Origin of the sequence: Pseudomonas sp. PS02303 (assembly GCF_029959925.1) — a bacterium.
Lineage (GTDB): Bacteria > Pseudomonadota > Gammaproteobacteria > Pseudomonadales > Pseudomonadaceae > Aquipseudomonas > Aquipseudomonas mandelii.
On sequence record NZ_JASCOM010000125.1, the window covers coordinates 1 to 17924 of the forward strand.

Below are 17924 nucleotides of genomic sequence, written 5' to 3' on the forward strand. Positions count from 1 at the left end.
CCGCTGGAGCGCGTAGCGGTCCCTATTCTGGTCGCGCATCGGCCGGTTGGGAGACTGCTGCGCAGTCCAGCGGAAGCAAGCTCCCTCGCCACAAAAGCTTCAGCCATCAAGCAGCCAACCCCGCCGACTCTCATCCCATCGAAGCGGCTACCCGCTACCCAAGTAGCATACGTCGCAGCCCGCAGGCTTCGTACACTCGTGTCTCATACACGCGCACCTGCGGGGGTGGTCATGCAGCAGGTCCAGAGTGAAGGGGTGGTCAGCGGCATGTCCCAGGCCACCGATGCCCAACAAGTGGCTCAGGAGCTCGCGCGGCAGTTATTGCACCCGCATCTGGGCTTCGTGTTGTTCTTCTGCTCCGCCGAGTACGACTTGCAGGCGCTGGGCCAGGCCTTGCATCTGAGCTTCGGCGGCATTCGCCTGGTCGGCTGCACCAGCGCCGGGGAGATCACGCCCCTGGGCTACGGCCGCAATTGCGTGACGGCGGTGGGGTTCGACCATCGGCATTTTTCCATCGACGCCGAACTGATCAGCGAGATGGAGCGCTTCAGCCTGATCGACGCCCAGCAAATGGTCGAGCGCCTGGCCAGCGGCTGTCGCAGTAACACCCTGGCGCCGATCAAGGGCAACAGCTTTGCCCTGACCTTGCTCGATGGTCTGTCCAGCCGCGAAGAAATGGTCCTCGCTGCGTTGAGCGCGGCGTTGGGCGACATCCCGCATTTCGGCGGTTCGGCCGGCGATGACAACTACCTGACCCACACCCACGTCTATTTCGGCGGCGAGTTTCACAGCGGCGCGGCGGTGGTGGTGCTGGTCAACACCTGGCTGGATTTCGAGGTGTTCACCACGCACCACATCTTGCCGAGGGCGGAGAAACTGGTGGTCACCGGAGCCGACAGCGCCTCGCGCCGGGTCTTTGAACTGAATGCCGAGCCGGCTGCCGAGGAGTACGCCCGACACATCGGCGTGCCGGTGGCCGAACTCGATCACCGGGTCTTCGCCGCACACCCCTTGGCGGTGCGGATCAACGATCAGTATTACGTGCGGGCGATCCAGCAGGTTCATCCAGACCTGAGCCTGAGTTTCTACTGTGCCGTGGAAAACGGCATCGTCCTCACCGTCATGACCCCCGGCCCGATGCTGCCGAACCTGCAAACCTTGTTCGAAGGCTTGCAGGAGCGCCTCGGCGACCTGTTACTGACCATCGGCTGCGACTGTTTTCTCAGGCGTCTGGAGCTGGAAGACGGCGGCAGCCTGGAGCAGATCGGAACGTTTTTGCGCGACCAACGGGTGATGGGTTTCAACACCTACGGAGAACAGTTCAATGGCATGCACATCAACCAGACCTTCACCGGGGTTGCCATTGCCCGAGGCCGGTCCCCTGGACATCGTTGAGCTGCAGGCGCAGCTCGCCAGCCTGCGCCACGACAACCATAAACTGCAGCGCATCAACGGCGCGCTGATCGAGCGGATCGAATCCGGCGTCACGCGCGGCAATGATCCCTACGCGGCGTTCCAACATTCGGTGGTGCTGGCCGAGCAGGTGCGTGAGCGGACCGATGCCTTGAACCAGGCCATGGCCGAGCTCAAGTCGGGCAATCACTTGCTCAGCGAAGCGCGCCTGCGGGCGGAAACCGCGCATCAGCATCTGATCGATGCCATCGAGAGCATTTCCGATGCTTTTGTGCTGTTCGATGCCGAGCAGCGCATCGTTTTGTTCAACAGCCGTTTCAAGGCGTTCTGGGACAACAGCCGGGTGCGGATCAACGCCGGCATGCGCCTGGTCGAGGTGAAACGGCTGATGTCCGCCACCGGGTTGTTCACGGAAGAACCCCGTGGGCATGCCGACGAAAACCTGATCTATCGCTTGCAGGACGGCCGCTGGCTGCAAGTCAGCGAACGGCCCACGCAGGAAGGTGGGCGGGTGATCCTGTTCACCGACATTACTGACGTCAAACTCAGCGAAACCGTGCGCCGCGAGCAAGCCGTGGCGCAGAAATCGCACTTGCTGCAACGGGCGGTCGACAACCTGTCCCAAGGCGTGGCCATGGTCAATGCCGAAGGCATCCTGGAACTGTGGAACCGGCGCTTCCTCGAACTGAGCGGGCTCGCCCCGGTGGCGGCCCATCGGCCGTTTGCCGAAGTGATCGGCGACAGCGAGTTGACCCTGCTGACCCCGGCCAGTCGCGATGCCAACGGGCGGCACGTGCAGGAATGCGAGCAACGTCTTTACGATGGCCGGGTGCTGGAAATCCGCACGCATCCGTTGCCCACCGGTGGCTTCGTCAATACCTTCACTGACATCACCGAACGTTACCAGCACGCCGAAGCCCTCAGCGAAAGCGAGCGCTGGATTCGCCTGATCACCGACCATGTCCCCGCGTTGATCGCCTACCTCAATGCCGATCTGGTCTACGAATTCACCAACAAGGTCTACGAAGAATGGTACTGCTGGCCTCGCGGCGTGATGCTCGGGCAGAGCCTGCGCGAAGTTCACAGCGCGCAGCATTACCAGCGCCTCGAGGCCTACGTGGCCAGGGCCTTGGCCGGTGAGAGCGTGACGTTCGAATTTGCCGAAACCAACATCAACAATCAGGAGCGCTACATGCTGCGCTCCTACGTGCCCAATCGCCTGGCCACCGGGGAAGTGGTGGGGATCTTCGTGTTGATCCGTGACATCACCGAGCGCCGCCGCACGGCCGAGGCGCTGCACCAGGCTTATCAGAATCTTGAGTTGCGGGTACGCGAACGGACCACCGAACTGACCACCCTCAATGACCAATTGCTGCGTGAAATCGACGAGCGCCGGCGCGTGGAATCGCGTTTGCGCGAGGCCAAACTTGAGGCGGAGCAGGCCAACCTGTCAAAAACCAAGTTTCTCGCCGCCGTGAGTCACGACCTGCTGCAACCGCTCAACGCGGCTCGGCTATTCACCAGCGCTTTGCTGGAACGTCGCGAGCCGGTGGCCAATGCGATTTTGGTACGCAATGTCAGCAATTCGCTGGAGGACGTGGAAAACCTGCTAGGCACGCTGGTGGATATTTCCAAACTGGATGCCGGGGTGATCAAAGCCGACATCGCGCCGTTCGCCCTGAGCGAGCTGCTGGAAAACCTCGCGGCCGAGTACACACAGGTGGCCCGCAATGAAGGGCTGGAGCTGCATTTCATCCCGTGTTCGGCGCTGGTGCGCAGCGACATTCAGTTGCTGGCGCGGATCCTGCGCAATCTGCTGAGCAACGCTATTCGTTATACCTACAGCGGTCGGGTGGTGCTCGGATGTCGGCGTCATCATCAGCGGTTGACGATCGAGGTCTGGGACAGCGGGATGGGCATTGCCGAAAATCGACTGGAAGAGATTTTCCAGGAGTTCAAACGGGGCGATGTGCAGCGTCCGGATCAGGACCGCGGGTTGGGGCTGGGGCTGGCCATCGTCGAGAAGATTGCCGGGATTCTCGGTCATCGCGTTCACGTGCGTTCGTGGCCGGGCAAGGGTTCGATGTTTTCCGTCGAGGTGCCGTTGAGCGCCACGGCTCCCAAGGCTCAGCCAGCGTTGTTGATGAGTGAGCCGATGCTTGAGCGTCTGCGCGGAGCGCGGGTGTGGGTGCTGGATAACGACGCGGCGATTTGCGCTGGCATGCGCACATTGCTTGAAGGGTGGGGGTGTCGGGTGGTCACGGCCCTGTCGGAGCAGGACCTGGCGCGGCAGGTGGACAACTACCACGAAGAAGCCGACTTGCTGATTGCCGACTATCACCTCGATGACGAGCAGAACGGCGTCGATGCCGTGGCCCGGATCAACGCCCGGCGCGGTTCAGCGATCCCGGCGATGATGATTACCGCCAACTACAGCAATGAGCTCAAGCAGCAGATTCGCGAGTTGGGGCATACGTTGATGCATAAGCCTGTACGGCCGATGAAGCTGAAAACGGCGATGAGTCATTTGCTTGGCCCATCCCGTTAGCCGCGTCGGGCATCAGACCTGTGGTGACTAGGCTTTCTGTGGCGAGGGAGCTTGCTCCCGTCCGGCTGCGAAGCAGTCGTAAATCAGGCGACTCGGTTTACCTGGAAGTTTGAAGGGGGCCGCTTCGCGACCCAACGGGAGCAAGCTCCCTCGCCACAGGGATCTGGGAATGCCCAACATTCAGCGCCGCAGATAAGACCCGAAATCAATATCCCCGGCACTCAGAATCGCTTGCACCCGGTTGTGCACATTGAGTTTGCGCAAGATCGCCGAGACATGCGCCTTGACTGTGGTTTCGGCGATTTCCAGGGTGTAGGCGATCTGCTTGTTCGATTCGCCCTTGGTCATGCGTTCCAGCACCAGCAACTGCTTGCGGGTCAGCGCCTGGAGCAGTTCGGGCGGGAAGCTCGGGTTGTCATTCATGCGCCGATGGGTGCCTGACTTTTGTGTGCGAATGATGTCCGGCGGCAAGTACACATTGCCATTGAGAATCTGCTGGATGGCCTCGGTCATCTGCACCCGGGGCGAGGATTTGGTGATGAAACCCACTGCGCCATAGGTGATGGCTTGCAGCACGATCTGCTTGTCCTGCTCGGCTGAAACGATCACCACCGGAATGGTCGGCGCCTCGTTGCGCAGGTTGATCAGGCCATTGAGGCCGTGCATGCCCGGCATGTTCAGGTCGAGCAGGATCAGGTCCAGGTCGTCGTGCTCCTGAGTCAGCAGCAGGGCACTGTCGAGGTCGGCGGTTTCCATCACCTCGCTGCCCGGAAAACCATCGCTGATGACGTTATGAATGGCTTCGCGAAACAGCGGGTGATCGTCGGCAATCAGAATTTTGTACATAGCCTTTCACCTCATTATTTTCATTATGGTGTGGCAACAACACGCACGCGTAAAGGTCAGGGGAAGGGCTCGGGCCGGGCCGGTTCAACGGGCAGGTTGGCGGCTTGCCAGGCGTCCAGGCCGTCGCGGTACCAATACAGTGTCTTATAGCCCATGGCCGCGGCGCGTTTTACCGCATTCCAGCTCAGCCAGCAGTCGGAGCGGCAGTAGAAGACCAGCGGTTGCGCCAAGTCTCCTGCGGTCAATGCGTTCAGGTTACGCGCAAAATAGCCCTGCCAGTCAGCTGTCAGGTCGCCGTCGCCGGTATTGGCCAGCCAATGGCTGCCGGGCAGGTTCTCGTGGGGCTGGTCTTCGATGAATCGTCCTTGCAACCATTGGCGGCGATAGACGTCGATCAGCACCGGACGCGGTGTCTGGGTGAGCAGGGTTTGCAGGGCGGCGGTGTCGACGATGGCCGCGCCTTGAAGCTGATTCGGGGTCGGGCTGCGATAGAGGTTGATGCGATAGCCGTCGGCGGAGAACAGCGGTGTATCGGCGTGCGCGGCGCCCAGCAGCAGGCTCAGCGACAGCGCAGCAAGGGAAGGGCGCAACAGACGACGTTGGGCACGCGGCATGGGGGTTCAATCCTTATAGTTATGAACCCATTACATGCCAGTCTCGGGGCGTTGGGAATGCGACGATAGACAGGAAAACCAGTACTAAAGTAGTAATTTCCCTCGCCAGTGCACCACAAATCCCCTGTGGGAGTGAGCCTGCTCGCGATGGCGGTTTAACATTCAACATCTCTATTGACTGACACTCCGCTATCGCGAGCAGGCTCGCTCCCACAGTGGGTCTTCATTTGTTCGCAATATCTGTAGGACGCAGATCCAGTGTGGGTGCGAGTCTGCTCCCACAGGGGATTGATGGTGTCAGCTGGTTTTGCGCAGGGCGGCGTGTTGCGGGTTGAAAGTGAGGACAGCGAGCAGGGCGAACAGCAGCGTCAGCCCCATGCACACCGCCAGCGCCAGCGGATTGAAACGCTCATACAGGGCAAACCGCACCAGTTCCACAGCGTGGGTAAACGGGTTCAGCGCGCACAGCCAGTACAGCCACTCGCTGGATTCGCGCATCTTCCACAGCGGATACAACGCCGACGACAGGAAAAACAGCGGGAAGATCACGAAATTCATCACCCCGGCGAAGTTCTCCAGTTGCCGGATCGCATTGGACAGCAGCAGGCCCAGCGCACTGAGCATCAACGCCACCAGCAACAACGCCGGCAAGGCGATCAACAGCCCCATGGCCGGTGGCTGCACGCCGTACACCCAGGCAATCGCCAGAAACGCATACACCTGCAACAGCGAAATCAGCGAAGTGGCCAACAGTTTGCTGCACAGCAGGAAGGTCCGGGGCAGGGGGCTGGTCAGCAGCACGCGCATGCTGCCCATCTCCCGGTCGTAAACCATCGACAGCGAACCTTGCATGCCGTTGAACAGCAGGATCATGCAGGCCAGCCCCGGGATGATGTAGACCTCATACGGAATGTAGGTGTCGTAGGGCTCAATGATCGCGATCCCGAGGGCCGCGCGAAAACCGGCGGCGAACACCAGCAGCCACAGCAATGGCCGCACCAGCGCGCTGAGAAACCGCGTGCGCTGCAACACAAAGCGCAGCCATTCACGCAGCACGATGCCGCTGAAGCATTGCCAATACGCATTCATCGGGCGGCTCCTGATGTCGTGAGGCGAGTGAAGGCCGAACCGAGGTCGCCGCCATGCGCCTGGCTCAAGGCATCAGCCCGCCCGCTGGCCACCAGACGGCCCTGATGAAGAATCAGCAAGTCATCGCTCGGCTGCACTTCATCCAGCAAGTGGGTGGTCCAGAGCACGCTGATGTGCTGCTCGCGACACAGGTCGCGAATGTGTTGATTGAGCGCCAGCCGGCTGGCCGGATCGAGGCCGACACTGGCCTCGTCGAGCAGCAACAGCCGTGGCTCATGCAGCAAGGCGCGGGCGATTTCCACCCGGCGCCGGTGACCGCCATTGAGTTCACGCACCCGCTCGCGACGGCGTTCGGTCAGCGCCTGCCGCGCCAGCTCGGCGTCGACCCGCAGGCCGGTCTGGCGCCGGGACATGCCATGCAGCGCGGCGTGATAACGCAGGTTCTGCTCGACACTGAGGTCCAGGTCCAGCGTGCTTTGCTGGAACACCACGCCCAATTGCTTGAGCGCCGGACGCGCCGCGTTGCGCAAGGAGCAGCCGCCGACCCGGATGTCCCCACGCTGCAAATCATAGAGCCGGGTGAGCAGGGCAATCAGCGTCGATTTGCCCGCGCCGTTCGGCCCCAGCAACGCCGCGAAACGCCCGGGCGCCAGGCTGAAATTCACCTGCCGCAACGCCTCCCGCGCGCCATAGGCGAAGCTCAGTTCACTGACTTCCAGTGCGTTCATGGCGTCACCACCACGCCCCACGGATAGCGCCCGACTTTCACCGATTTGGTCACTTTGAGGCTGTCGACATCAATCACCGACACATCGCCGCTGACGCCGTTGGTGGCCAGCAACTGTTTTTGATCGGGGGTGAACGACATCTGCCAGACCCGACGACCGACCAACAGATAATCAAGAATCTCGAAGGTCTTGGCGTCAATCACCGCCACATGATTGGCCGGGCCGAGGGCGACGAAACCGTACTTGCCGTCGGCGCTGAGCTTGATGCCCACCGGCTGGACCTTGTCCGGGTGCACGCCCTTGATCTGGAAAGTCAGGGTCTTGAGGACCTTGCGGGTGGCGACGTCGAGAATGGTCACCGTGCCGCCGATTTCCGCCGAGGCCCAGAGTTGCGAGCCTTCAGGTGAAAACTCGACGAAACGCGGCCGCTGATCGACCAGGGTGCTGTCGGCCAGGGTCTGGGTGCTGGTGTCGATCCAGTGCAGCATGTTGGTGGTTTCGCTGGTGTTCACCGCCCACTTGCCGTCGGGGCTGACGGCCATGCCTTCGGGTTCGACGCCAACGCTGATCTGGCTTAGCACCTTTGAGGTTTCGGTATCGATCACCGTCACCAGTGCATCGTCTTCGTTCGAAACGTAGAGCCAGCGATTGTTGGGATGCAGGGCGAACTGCTCGGGGTCTTTGCCCGACGGCAACTCCTTGATGATCTTGCGGGTGGCGACGTCCATCACCTGGACCCGGTCCGAGTCGCTGGCGCAGATGTACAGCAGCTTGTTGTCGTGGGACAGCAGCAAACCGCGCGGCCGTTGGCCGACGGGCAGGGTGTCGGTGACTTGCAACGTCTGCAGGTCGATCAGGCTCAGGGTGTTGTCCTTTTCGTTGGAGACCCAGGCGGTGCTGGCAGCGGTGTGCCCGGCGGCGAGCAGCAGGGCGCAAGAGAGCAGGGTGCGACGCATGGCGGATTCCTTTTTGTTGTCGTTCTTGTGGAACGCTGGCTCAGGGAAAGCGGCAGCTGACCTCGGGCTTGTCGTAGCCAAGGCTGTCCATTTCGTTGAAAGGGTGCAGGAAGCCGTCTTGCGGCGACGTGCTGACCAGCGCTCGGGGCTGGACGATGGGAATCGGTTGGCGCAACTGACCGTTCCACGGGCGATAACTGAGCTTGCGCCCCTTGAAACCGTCCAGCGGCAATTGATCGCTGATTTCCAGGGTGCGGATCGCCACGGGATCGACCTGCCGCAGTTTGCTCACCGCACTGGCGATGCTGCGCACGGCGATCCAGGCGGCGAAGTCGCGGTCATTCATCCAGCGCCCGGCCAGGGCTTCGAAGCGTTTCTGCAATTGGGCGGCGCCGTAGGTTTCCACGGTTTTGTGCCAGCCCACGGGGGTCAGGCCCTGCGTGCCGGCAACCGGCCGTGGGTACCAGGTCTGGTAGGGCACGTATTCACCGAAATCGCCACGTTCGTCCGCCACCAGCACCACATCGTATTCGGCGGTCTGGGTGAACAGCGGCATGTCGGCCTGGGCGCTGCGACGCTGATCGTTGTCGAAGCTCCAGGCTTTTTCCGCCACCAGTGTCAGGCCGAAGCGTTTGGCGGCGCGGCGCAGGGCGGCGGCGTAGGCCTGATCGTCCGGGGTCGGGCCGACGATCAGCAGCGCCCGTTGCCATTTGCGTAGCACCAGAAATTGCGCCAGGGCATCGGCGAGCATCGCCCGGCTCGGCAGGCTGTGCAGCACGTTTGGCAGGCAGTCGGTGGTGCGCAAGCTGTCATCCGGGCTGCCGGCGTTGAACAGCAAGCTGTCGGGCAGCACGGCGCTGAGCCGGCGCAGGCTCTCCACCGGCGCATTCACCACAAACAGGCGCAGACCCTGTGCATGTTGGGCCTTGGCCGCTTCAATCAGCGCGTCCGGGCTGTCGGCATTGGCCGTGACGAGGCTGTAACTCTGGTTGAGAAAACGCCCGGTGCTGTTGCTGTCGGTGATCGCCAGTTCGGCGCCGCGAAGCCCGGCATCGACCGGTTCGGGAATCACGTTGGACAGCAGCGGACCGGGGTCAGGCCGGTAGCCCAGGTAGCCGATCCGCACCTGCAGCGGCGCATCCGCCGCCTGGCTCTGCGTCGCCAGCCCGGCGGCGCAGGCAATCGCCAGCAGGTAGATCAGGGCGTAAGGGGCAAGCTGGCGCATAAAGGCACTCCATTACAGGTAGCGCCAGCATAGGAAGCCTGCGAGGCAGATTGAAATATGCAGAAAGTACCAGTCAGGCAGTACCAAGGTAGTAGCTCGCCCGGAGCGGCGCGGTTTTAGCATGGGTCATCACGGCCATCACACTGGAGGAGATTGACCATGCGTATTCTCAAAGCGCTGCTCCTGCCGTTGTTGTTGATCCTGACCCTGATCGGCGTCGACAAGCTCCACAGCCCCCGCCCGGTGTCATTGCTGGTCTTGCCCGCGACACCGGGGCGCTAACCGTGTCGGCCCTGTGGCGGATCAACCTTTGGGTCTGCGGGTTTTTCGTCCTGGTCACCCTGGCGTGCATGGGGTTGCTGGTGCACCAGGCGCTGGCGGACGTGGAGCGCGAGCTGCAATCCGCCGAGGCGGTGGTCGAGTACCTGAGCGAAACCGCCGAGCGTGATCCCGCCAGCCTCCAGCCCCGACTGACGGGCAGCCTGCGGCATGTGCGGGTGCGCTGGCTGGAGCCCGGCGAAGCGGCACGGCTGCCGGTTCAGGCCGGACTCGATGCGTGGCTCGGGCGGCTGTTGTTCGCCGAAGCCCGGTACAGTGCGCGAGTCCTGGATTTGCACGATGGCCGGCGCGTTCAGATTGCGGTCGATCCACGGGATGAGATCGACGAAGTCTGGGATTCGCTGCAGCAATTGCTGGGCCTGTGCGGCCTCGCCTTGATCTTGAGCCTGCTCACCATCCGCTGGGCCGTGCGCCGTGGCATGGGCTTGCTCGATGAATTGTTGCGCGCGTTGCAGCAGGTCTCGGGCGGCCAGCTCAAGGTGCGATTGCGCGCGGAAGGTATTCCGGAGGCACGGCAGCTGGCAGCGCATTTCAATCGCATGACCACTGCGTTGGAGCAGTCGCGCGCCGATAACGCCCATCTGACACAGACGTTATTGGCGGTGCAGGAACAGGAGCGCACTCATCTGGCGCAGACCCTGCACGATGATCTCGGCCAGTACCTGGCAGGAATTCGCGCCCAGGCCTGTCTGTTGCGGCTGGTGACGGATCAACCCGTGGTGATGGAACGTACGGTGCGTGAGCTGGAACACAACTGCGAACACCTGCAACAGGGATTTCGGGCACTGGTGCATGACCTCTATCCGGTGGTACTGCAACACCTGCCGTTGGCAGAAGCCTTTGGCCTGCTGGTGGAGCAATGGCAGGGGCGGCACGGCATTGACTGCCAGCTGCGGATCGGCGCGCAGTTGCCGCCCTTGTCCGCGCCGGACAAAACCCAGCTCTATCGCCTGTTGCAGGAAGCGCTGACCAACGTCGCCCGGCATGCGCAGGCCACCCGGGTGCGGGTTCGCCTGCAACATCGAGGCGCGCATCTGCACCTGTTGATTCGCGATAACGGGCGCGGCGCCACACAACCGCAGCGGCCCGGCGTCGGTTTGTATTCGATGTACGAACGCGCCCGCAGCGTCGGCGGCGAATTGCGGGTCATCAGCCACCCCGGCGCGGGATGGGCGCTGGCCTTGAGCATGCCTTTGGAGGTGTCATGAATATTCTGCTGGTCGATGACCATGCGGTGGTCCGTCAGGGCTACGCGAGTTTGTTGCGGGCGTTGTTGCCGGCAATGGAAGTGCGTGAAGCTGCCACCGGCGAAGACGCGCTGATCCGGGTTCAGGAAGCCGTGCCGAACCTGGTGATCATGGATTTCGGTTTGCCGGGGATCAGCGGGCTGGAAACCACCCGACGTTTGCGTCAACGGCTGCCGCAATTGCGGGTGCTGTTTTTCAGCATGCACGATGAACTGCCCTTGGTGCGCCAGGCGCTGGAGGCGGGTGCCTCGGGTTACTTGACCAAGAGCTCGGCGCCGCAAGTGCTGATCGAGGCGGTGCAGCGGATCCTCGCCGGCCATGCCTACATCGAACAGCCCCTGGCCACCCAACTGGCGTGCCACCCGCAACAGGACGCCAGCGACCCGCGATTGCAGAGCATGACCCAGCGCGAGCTGGAGATTTTCGTGATGCTCGCCAAAGGCACGCCAGCGCGGTTGATTGCCGAACAGTTGAGCATCAGCAGCAAAACCGTCTCCAACCACCTGACCTTGCTCAAGAGCAAATTGCAGGTCACGTCCCATGCCGAACTGGTGCATTTGGGGATTGATATGGGGGTGGTGCGCAAGGCGGGCTGACTCGACAGTGCCGGCAACCCATATCCACTGTGGAGCGAGCCTGCTCGCGAATACGTCGGCACATTCAACCTCTCAGTTGACTGTTACACCGCTATCGCGAGCAGGCTCACTCCCACAATGGTTTTGTGTGCATACAGTTCATTTGTTCCAGGTCGTCGGGCAACCGCTGCAGCCCTCCATGTTCGCATCCTGAAAATTCGCATAATGCTGCCGCGACCCGCTGAGGTTGGCCTGTTCCAGATTGCTTTCACTTAATTTGGCTTCTTGCAGGTTGGCGTCACTGAGGTTGGCACCTTTGAGGTCAGCCTTGCTCAACCAGGTCATTTCCAGGTCCGCGGCCCGCAGATTGGTGTTGTGCATTCTCGCGCCGGAGAGGCGGGCGAATTGCAGGTAGGCGCCGCTGAGGTTGGCGTCCTGGAATTGCGCGCCTTGGGCAAACATCCCCCAGCCCTGAATCGCCATCAACGTTGAACCGGTGAAATCCGCCAGCCGCAGGTTGCTTTGTTGCAGGCTGGCGCGGGTCAGGTTGGCGCCTTGCAGTTGCGCTTTTTCCAGGTTGGCGAGGTCGAGTCGGGCGTGCCGCAGGTCGGCATCGCGCAGGTCGGCGCCGCTGAGGTTCATGTTGCGCAGGTCCTGATTGCTCAGGTTTGCGCCTTTGAGATTGGCGCCGGGGCATTGGCTGTGATCGGCGATGGTGCAGCCGTTGATGATGAGTGGGGAGTCGTCGCCGTTGTCGGCGAAAACCGGAAGGGCGGCAAGCAATAGCAGTAGGGGCAGGTACTTCATGACAGGTCCTCGAAAGGTGGAGGGCAGCTGGATACACAAAAAACAACGGTTATGTGGGTTCCTGTGGCGAGGGAGCTTGCTCCCGCCCGGCTGCGCAGCAGTCGTAAATCCAGGCAACTCGGTGTTGCTGAAAAATGAGGGGGTCGCTTCGCAGCCCAGCGGGAGCAAGCGCCCTCGCCACAGAAAAGCTTGTTGAGCACCAGAAAACCCCCTGTGAGCACAGGGGGCAAGCGGATTACTTCTGCGCAGTCTTGTTGTCCCAACTCGGAATCTTGAACACCCAGAACGATCCGCCCTGAGCCACCGGCTTGGTCAGCTCGGCCATGTCACCGCCCCACAACGGCACCGCACCGCCGTAACCGACGGTCACGCCGACGTATTGCTCGCCGTCCTGTTCCCAGGTGATCGGCGGCGAGACGATGCCGCTGCCGGTCTGGAACTTCCACAGCTCAGCGCCGGTTTTCGCGTCGAACGCCTTGAGGAAACCGTCGCCGGTGCCGGTAAACACCAGGTTGCCTTTGGTGGCCAATACGCCGGCCCACAGCGGCAGCGCTTCCTTGTGTTCCCAAATCACTTTGCCGGTGGTGGGGTTCATGGCGCGCAGGGAGCCGACGTGATCGTCGTACATGCGTTTGATGCGGAAACCCATGCCCAGATAGGCCGAGCCCTTCTTGTAGTTGACCTCTTCGGTCCAGTATTCCTCTTTCCAATGGTTGCCCGGAATGTAGAACAGCCCAGTGTCCTGGCTGTACGCCATCGGGTTCCAGTTCTTGCCGCCGAGGAACGGCGGCGACACTTCCACTGACTTGCCCTTGGTCTCGCCCGGCAACGGTTTGGCCGGACGCTGGCCTGGATTTTCCACCGGTTTGCCGGTCTTGAGGTCGATGTGGCTGGCCCAGGTGATGTTGTCGACGAAGGGAAATGCGTTCTGCAATTTGCCGTTGTTGCGATCGACCACGTAGAAGAAACCGTTGCGGTCCGCGTGGCCGGTGGCCTTGATCGTTTTGCCGTCCTTGTCCTTGTAATCGAATAGCACCAGTTCGTTGTTGCCGGAGAAATCCCAGGCATCGTTTGGCGTGTGCTGATAGAACCATTTCACCTCGCCGGTGCTCGGGTCGACGCCGACCTGGCCAGAAGTGTAGAGGCTGTCATAGTCGTGGGGGTTGCCATCCTTGGCGGTGCGCGCCCAGGTATTCCACGGGCCGGGGTTGCCGGCGCCGACGATGATGGTGTTGGTGTCCGGATCGAAACTGGCGCTCTGCCAAGGGGCACCGCCGCCGTGGCTCCAGGCTTCGACCTTGCCGGTTTCGGTGGTCGGGTCATCCGGCCAGGACGGTGCCTTGACGTCGCCGGTGGTGGTGCTGTCCTTGCCGTTCAGCCGGCCCATGTGGCCTTCGACGAAGGGCCGCATCCAGACTTCTTCACCCGTATCGGGGTCGCGCGCAAACAGCTGGCCGACCACGCCGAACTCATCGCCGGAGCTGCCGTGAATCAGCAGCACCTTGCCGGTGGTCTTGTCTTTGATCAGCACCGGGGCACCGGTCATGGTGTAGCCGGCGGCGTGATCGCCGAACTTCTTGTTCCACACCACCTTGCCGGTGTTCTTGTCCAGGGCGACCAGGCGCGCATCGAGGGTGCCGAAGTAGATCTTGTCGCCAAAGATCGCCGCCCCGCGATTGACCACATCGCAGCACGGACGAATGTTGTCCGGCAGGCGATGGTTGTAGGTCCACAGGCGCTTGCCGGTCTTGGCATCCAGGGCGAATACCCGCGAGTAGGAACCGGTGACGTAGACCACGCCGTCACTGACGATGGCCTGGGATTCCTGGCCGCGCTGCTTCTCATCGCCAAACGAATAGGACCAGGCCGGCGTCAGCTTGAACACGTTCTTATCGTTGACCTGAGCCAACGGGCTCCAGCGTTGAGCGTTGGTGCCCATGCCGTATTGCAGCACGTCCTTGGTGGTCAGGTGATCGTTGGCAATGTCTTCCCACGTCACGTTGCGGGTGGGCGTGGCCGGAGCGGTTGCGGCGTGACTTGCAGCACTCAGGGACAGGCTGCCCACCAGCAGAAAAGCCTGCACGGCGATAGACAGAGGGGAAAGGGCGGGTAGCGATCTTATTGTCATGGTTGCGGTTCCCAGTGGAGGTTTTGGCCTGCACAGGGTGGTGCGCCCGGCCGGTTGCCGGATACGGAAAAAGTCCCGCTGTGACCGGGAAGACTTCCCGAACGGCACCTGATTTGGGTGTGCGTCACAAGCCCTACTACCAAGGGACTAGAAGGCGACCACCAAAGCAGCATGGGGATTGCGCGAGGCCGGTACCAATATGGGTGCCATAGCCTCTTCAAAGAGGTTTTGCGTGCAATCTTGAGGGCATAACAATGACAACAAAACGCAACGCCTTGCTCGTTGCCGGACTGCTGGCCGGCTTTATCAGTGCAGGCTCCGTCTGGGCCCACGGCAACGTGGTACCGCAGGCGATCGCCACCCCAGGCCTGACCCCGATCAAAGATGCCGGCGTGCAGGTGGATGCCGACGGTTGGGCGGCGGTGAATCCGTATCGCGCCTCCCCGGAACATGAGAAAGCCGTGGAAATCGGCTCCTCGGCCTATAACCAGAACTGCGCCGCCTGTCATGGCCTGGAAGCCAAGTCCGGCGGCATCGCCCCCGATTTGCGCATGCTCGACGTCGGTGAAGCGGGTGATGAATGGTTCGTCGAACGCGTGCGCCACGGAGCAGTGCGCGATGGTCGGGTCTACATGCCGAAAATGGCCGATTACCTGAGTCAGGAAGCTCTGTGGGCTGTGCGCACCTACCTGGACACCGTTCACGTCGAGGAGTAACTCCATGCGCCTGCTCGCTGTGTTGATCAGCGCTGTGTTGCTGTGCTGCCAGGTCGTGCAGGCGCAGGTCCGTACCTATGACGAAATGATCGCCGCCGGGGAGTTGAAAGTGGCGGTCTACAAGGACTTCGCCCCCTACAGTTTTGAAGACGCCGGCCAGCCGCGCGGGGTTGATGTCGAGCTCGCCGGAGCCTTGGCCAAAGCGCTGGGCGTGCGCCTGACGCTGATCTGGGCGCCCGCCGGCGAGAAGCTCGATGACGACCTGCGCGACTACATCTGGCGGGCCAGCCAGTTGCATGATCTGCAACTGGCCGACCTGATGATGCGCGTGCCGTATGACCGCGATTACGCGCAAAAACGTAACGAACTGGGTGAGCTGGAAAACGGCCATGTGGTGATGTTCGGGCCGTACCAGAACGAACAATGGCAGGTCGCCTATGATCGCCGCCGTCTCGACAAGGTAGGCAGCGTCGCCGTGTTCGAACACCATCCGATTGGCGTCGAAGTCGACAGCGTGCCGTCGTTCTACCTGACCTCGGTGTTTAACGGCATGCTCGCCGGCAAAACCCACCACTATCCCGGTGTACCGCAAGCCTTCGCCGCGATGAAGGCCGGTGAAGTCGATGCGGTGATGGCCATGCGTGGCGAGATCGACTGGCAAGTTCACCAAGCCAACGACCCACAAGTGGCGCTGGCGCAAAATGCTTACCCGAACATGGGCAAGCAACTCTGGGAGATCGGCATGGCGGTGCATGAAAGCAACCGGCAACTGGCCTATGCCGTGGAAGAGGCGCTGGAGGGCTTGATCCGTGAAGGGGCGGTCAACACCATTTACGGTCATTACGGCCTGCGCTATGACGTGCCCGAGATGTACCAACCGTGAACTGGCGAGCGAGTTGCCTGTTGCTCTGCTGGTTGCCCCTGGCGGCGCACGCTGCCGATATCGAGCCGGGCAAAGACCCGGTGCCTTCGGTGATGTGGGCCTTCTACCACAAGCAGATGCTCGGCAATGCACCGTTCGTATTCGATGACCGGGTCAAGCTGCTGGCGCCGCCGTTCGCCGAAGATGCCCGGCAAGTGCCATTGGAAATCGACGCCCGGGCGTTCAAAGGCGAGGTGGTGAAAATCCTCGCTTGGGCGGAACTCAATCCGCTGCCGAAAATAGTCGATTTCCAACCGCTGGATCGCGTATTGCCGTGGCTGTCGATCCGCATCCGTATCGAGCAAGCCACGCCGTTGCGCGCGGCGGTGCTGACCCGTGACGGCCTCTGGCATGTCGGCTCGACACTGATCGATGCGGCGGGCGGTGGTTGCACTGCGCCCAGCGTCGTGCGCACCGAGCCTGGCTGGGAAGAGCACATCGGCGAAGTACTGGGCGGTCGTTATCCACGCGGTGAGTTCAGCCGGGTGCGCTTGCAAGTGGCGCATCCGATGGACAACGGTATGGTCAGCGGCATCCCTGAATTCTTTATCAACCATGCTGAATTGCGCGACGGGAACGATCAGCTGCTGGCCCGACTGGAGCTGTTTCCCGCCGTCAGCGAGAACCCCAACCTGGCCTTCGACATCGAAGGGGCAGGGCAGACGCGCCTGGTGCTGCGCGATAACAGCGGCAATCAATTCGATGCGGCCATACCCTGACCCCAAGGAGCGCGTGATGCGCTGGATGCTGCTGTTGTTCATGAGCCTGAGCCTGCCGGCCCTGGCGGACCTCGATTACGTGCTCAAGCCCCGGCAAATCGCCGAAGACACCTGGCTGCTCGAAGGCAGCACCGACAATTTCGCCAAGGCCAACGGCGGCAACATCGTCAATACCGCGTTCATCGTCACTGACCGCGGGGTGGTGGTGATCGACACCGGGCCGTCCAGGCGCTACGGCGAAGCGATGCGCAAAGCCATCGCCGCGACCACTGATAAACCGGTGATTGAGGTGTTGCTGACCCATCACCACCCGGACCATGTGCTGGGCAACCAGGCCTTCAGCGACGTGCCAATCGGTGCGTTGGCCGGCACCACCGAGCTGTTGCATCGGCAGGGTGACGCCATGGCCGAAAATATGTATCGACTGGTGGGCGACTGGATGCGCGGCACCGAAGTGCTGCTGCCGACCCGGACGCTGGAGCCTGGCGTATTGAATTTTGGGAATCACGATCTGCGCCTGCTGAGCCTGGGTGGGCACACCGGTGCGGATCTGGCTATTCTCGACCAGAAAACCGGCGTGCTGTTTGCCGGGGACCTGGTGTTTTATCAAAGGGCGCTGACCACGCCCAACAGTCCGGGGCTGTCGGTGTGGCTGGCGGACATCGCCACGCTACAAGGCCTGCCGTGGACGCTGATCGTGCCCGGCCATGGACCGGTGGCCACGGACACAAAACCGTTCGAGCAAATGCGCGACTACCTCACCTGGCTCGATCAGCTCATGCGCGACGGCGCCGCCAATGGCAGTGACATGAGTGAGATGATCCGCAGCCCCATTCCCGAGCGGTTTGCTGGCATCAGCCTGAGTCGCTATGAGCTGATTCGCAGCGTCAGTCATCTGTATCCGCGCTATGAGCGCGCGCAGATGACCCGAGTCGATTCCACCGCAAACAAATGACCCACACACTTTTTTGTGGGAGCGAGCCTGCTCGCGAAAGCAGTGTGTCGATTGACAATAATCTTTCCTGACACGGCGCCATAGCGAGCAGGCTCGC

The 17924-nt window shown here is 61.9% G+C and carries 17 protein-coding genes; 9 read left to right on the forward strand and 8 right to left on the reverse strand.

Going from position 1 to position 17924, the window contains the following annotated elements; translation table 11 throughout:
* Positions 1-231 precede the first annotated feature (231 nt).
* Together nosP and nahK are read left to right on the forward strand one after the other, a co-directional pair.
* Complete coding sequence (gene nosP / locus QMX98_RS22490) at positions 232-1395, forward strand: nitric oxide-sensing protein NosP (protein ID WP_010455155.1); 1164 nt, start codon at positions 232-234, stop codon at positions 1393-1395.
* A complete protein-coding gene (gene nahK, locus QMX98_RS22495; RefSeq protein ID WP_077749300.1) occupies positions 1364-3961 on the forward strand; it encodes a hybrid sensor histidine kinase/response regulator NahK/ErcS' in 2598 nt (865 codons plus the stop codon). Before nosP ends, nahK begins: the two co-directional genes overlap by 32 nt.
* Before the next feature lie 180 nt (positions 3962-4141).
* Here the strand turns inward: nahK and QMX98_RS22500 are convergent, their stop codons facing one another.
* The 6 genes from QMX98_RS22500 to QMX98_RS22525 form a co-directional block, all read right to left on the reverse strand.
* Positions 4142-4807 carry a response regulator transcription factor gene (locus tag QMX98_RS22500; RefSeq protein ID WP_010455152.1) on the reverse strand — a complete coding sequence of 222 codons (666 nt, stop codon included), beginning with the start codon at positions 4805-4807 and terminating at the stop codon, positions 4142-4144.
* A 56-nt stretch (positions 4808-4863) separates the two neighbouring features.
* Positions 4864-5421, reverse strand: coding sequence for a PQQ-dependent catabolism-associated CXXCW motif protein (locus tag QMX98_RS22505; RefSeq protein WP_077749299.1), 558 nt, complete (start codon positions 5419-5421; stop codon positions 4864-4866).
* A gap of 297 nt (positions 5422-5718) precedes the next feature.
* On the reverse strand, positions 5719-6510 hold the full coding sequence (locus QMX98_RS22510; RefSeq protein ID WP_083376511.1) for an ABC transporter permease: 792 nt from the start codon (positions 6508-6510) through the stop codon (positions 5719-5721).
* On the reverse strand, positions 6507-7238 hold the full coding sequence (locus QMX98_RS22515; RefSeq protein ID WP_154913391.1) for an ABC transporter ATP-binding protein: 732 nt from the start codon (positions 7236-7238) through the stop codon (positions 6507-6509). The genes QMX98_RS22510 and QMX98_RS22515 overlap by 4 nt, the downstream gene beginning before the upstream one ends.
* Positions 7235-8194 (reverse strand): YVTN family beta-propeller repeat protein, encoded by a 960-nt coding sequence (locus tag QMX98_RS22520; protein WP_010455148.1) that lies wholly within the window; start codon positions 8192-8194, stop codon positions 7235-7237. The genes QMX98_RS22515 and QMX98_RS22520 overlap by 4 nt, the downstream gene beginning before the upstream one ends.
* A 40-nt stretch (positions 8195-8234) precedes the next feature.
* A complete protein-coding gene (locus tag QMX98_RS22525; RefSeq protein ID WP_010455147.1) occupies positions 8235-9419 on the reverse strand; it encodes an ABC transporter substrate-binding protein in 1185 nt (394 codons plus the stop codon).
* A gap of 159 nt (positions 9420-9578) precedes the next feature.
* Here QMX98_RS22525 and QMX98_RS22530 point away from each other — a divergent pair, with 159 nt between their 5' ends.
* Genes QMX98_RS22530 through QMX98_RS22540 form a run of 3 tightly spaced genes read left to right on the forward strand, consistent with a single transcriptional unit; the run spans position 9579 to position 11601 of the window.
* On the forward strand, positions 9579-9701 hold the full coding sequence (locus tag QMX98_RS22530) for a hypothetical protein (protein WP_255311831.1): 123 nt from the start codon (positions 9579-9581) through the stop codon (positions 9699-9701).
* 2 nt (positions 9702-9703) lie between these two features.
* The gene (locus tag QMX98_RS22535) at positions 9704-10966 is read left to right on the forward strand and encodes a HAMP domain-containing sensor histidine kinase (RefSeq protein ID WP_282411402.1); all 1263 of its coding nucleotides are present in this window, start codon (positions 9704-9706) and stop codon (positions 10964-10966) included.
* On the forward strand, positions 10963-11601 hold the full coding sequence (locus QMX98_RS22540) for a response regulator transcription factor (protein ID WP_010455143.1): 639 nt from the start codon (positions 10963-10965) through the stop codon (positions 11599-11601). The genes QMX98_RS22535 and QMX98_RS22540 overlap by 4 nt, the downstream gene beginning before the upstream one ends.
* Positions 11602-11739: 138 nt before the next feature.
* Here the strand turns inward: QMX98_RS22540 and QMX98_RS22545 are convergent, their stop codons facing one another.
* Together QMX98_RS22545 and exaA are read right to left on the reverse strand one after the other, a co-directional pair.
* Positions 11740-12387: a pentapeptide repeat-containing protein gene (locus QMX98_RS22545; RefSeq protein WP_077749294.1), complete on the reverse strand. Its 648-nt coding sequence runs from the start codon at positions 12385-12387 to the stop codon at positions 11740-11742.
* Between the two features lie 235 nt (positions 12388-12622).
* Positions 12623-14515, reverse strand: coding sequence for a quinoprotein ethanol dehydrogenase (gene exaA / locus QMX98_RS22550; RefSeq protein ID WP_042932777.1), 1893 nt, complete (start codon positions 14513-14515; stop codon positions 12623-12625).
* Positions 14516-14769: 254 nt separating this feature from the next.
* On the opposite strand from exaA, the gene pedF reads away from it, so the two are divergent.
* Genes pedF through QMX98_RS22570 form a run of 4 tightly spaced genes read left to right on the forward strand, consistent with a single transcriptional unit; the run spans position 14770 to position 17827 of the window.
* The gene (gene pedF / locus QMX98_RS22555) at positions 14770-15231 is read left to right on the forward strand and encodes a cytochrome c-550 PedF (protein WP_077749292.1); all 462 of its coding nucleotides are present in this window, start codon (positions 14770-14772) and stop codon (positions 15229-15231) included.
* Between the two features lie 4 nt (positions 15232-15235).
* Positions 15236-16114 carry a transporter substrate-binding domain-containing protein gene (locus tag QMX98_RS22560; RefSeq protein WP_010455135.1) on the forward strand — a complete coding sequence of 293 codons (879 nt, stop codon included), beginning with the start codon at positions 15236-15238 and terminating at the stop codon, positions 16112-16114.
* Positions 16111-16872, forward strand: coding sequence for a quinoprotein dehydrogenase-associated SoxYZ-like carrier (locus tag QMX98_RS22565; RefSeq protein ID WP_282411403.1), 762 nt, complete (start codon positions 16111-16113; stop codon positions 16870-16872). The genes QMX98_RS22560 and QMX98_RS22565 overlap by 4 nt, the downstream gene beginning before the upstream one ends.
* 16 nt (positions 16873-16888) lie before the next feature.
* Positions 16889-17827 (forward strand): quinoprotein relay system zinc metallohydrolase 1, encoded by a 939-nt coding sequence (locus tag QMX98_RS22570; RefSeq protein ID WP_282411404.1) that lies wholly within the window; start codon positions 16889-16891, stop codon positions 17825-17827.
* Positions 17828-17924: the final 97 nt, after the last annotated feature.

Bases quoted from the DNA above. Each gene is read 5' to 3' on its own strand.
- nosP (WP_010455155.1), top strand. From the start codon at position 232: ATGCAGCAGGTCCAGAGTGAAGGGGTGGTCAGCGGCATGTCCCAGGCC.
- QMX98_RS22540 (WP_010455143.1), top strand. From the start codon at position 10,963: ATGAATATTCTGCTGGTCGATGACCATGCGGTGGTCCGTCAGGGCTAC.
- QMX98_RS22505 (WP_077749299.1), bottom strand. From the start codon at position 5,421: ATGCCGCGTGCCCAACGTCGTCTGTTGCGCCCTTCCCTTGCTGCGCTG.
- QMX98_RS22530 (WP_255311831.1), top strand. From the start codon at position 9,579: ATGCGTATTCTCAAAGCGCTGCTCCTGCCGTTGTTGTTGATCCTGACC.
- QMX98_RS22515 (WP_154913391.1), bottom strand. From the start codon at position 7,238: ATGAACGCACTGGAAGTCAGTGAACTGAGCTTCGCCTATGGCGCGCGG.
- QMX98_RS22570 (WP_282411404.1), top strand. From the start codon at position 16,889: ATGCGCTGGATGCTGCTGTTGTTCATGAGCCTGAGCCTGCCGGCCCTG.
- pedF (WP_077749292.1), top strand. From the start codon at position 14,770: ATGACAACAAAACGCAACGCCTTGCTCGTTGCCGGACTGCTGGCCGGC.
- QMX98_RS22560 (WP_010455135.1), top strand. From the start codon at position 15,236: ATGCGCCTGCTCGCTGTGTTGATCAGCGCTGTGTTGCTGTGCTGCCAG.
- QMX98_RS22525 (WP_010455147.1), bottom strand. From the start codon at position 9,419: ATGCGCCAGCTTGCCCCTTACGCCCTGATCTACCTGCTGGCGATTGCC.
- exaA (WP_042932777.1), bottom strand. From the start codon at position 14,515: ATGACAATAAGATCGCTACCCGCCCTTTCCCCTCTGTCTATCGCCGTG.
- QMX98_RS22510 (WP_083376511.1), bottom strand. From the start codon at position 6,510: ATGAATGCGTATTGGCAATGCTTCAGCGGCATCGTGCTGCGTGAATGG.
- QMX98_RS22520 (WP_010455148.1), bottom strand. From the start codon at position 8,194: ATGCGTCGCACCCTGCTCTCTTGCGCCCTGCTGCTCGCCGCCGGGCAC.
- QMX98_RS22500 (WP_010455152.1), bottom strand. From the start codon at position 4,807: ATGTACAAAATTCTGATTGCCGACGATCACCCGCTGTTTCGCGAAGCC.
- QMX98_RS22545 (WP_077749294.1), bottom strand. From the start codon at position 12,387: ATGAAGTACCTGCCCCTACTGCTATTGCTTGCCGCCCTTCCGGTTTTC.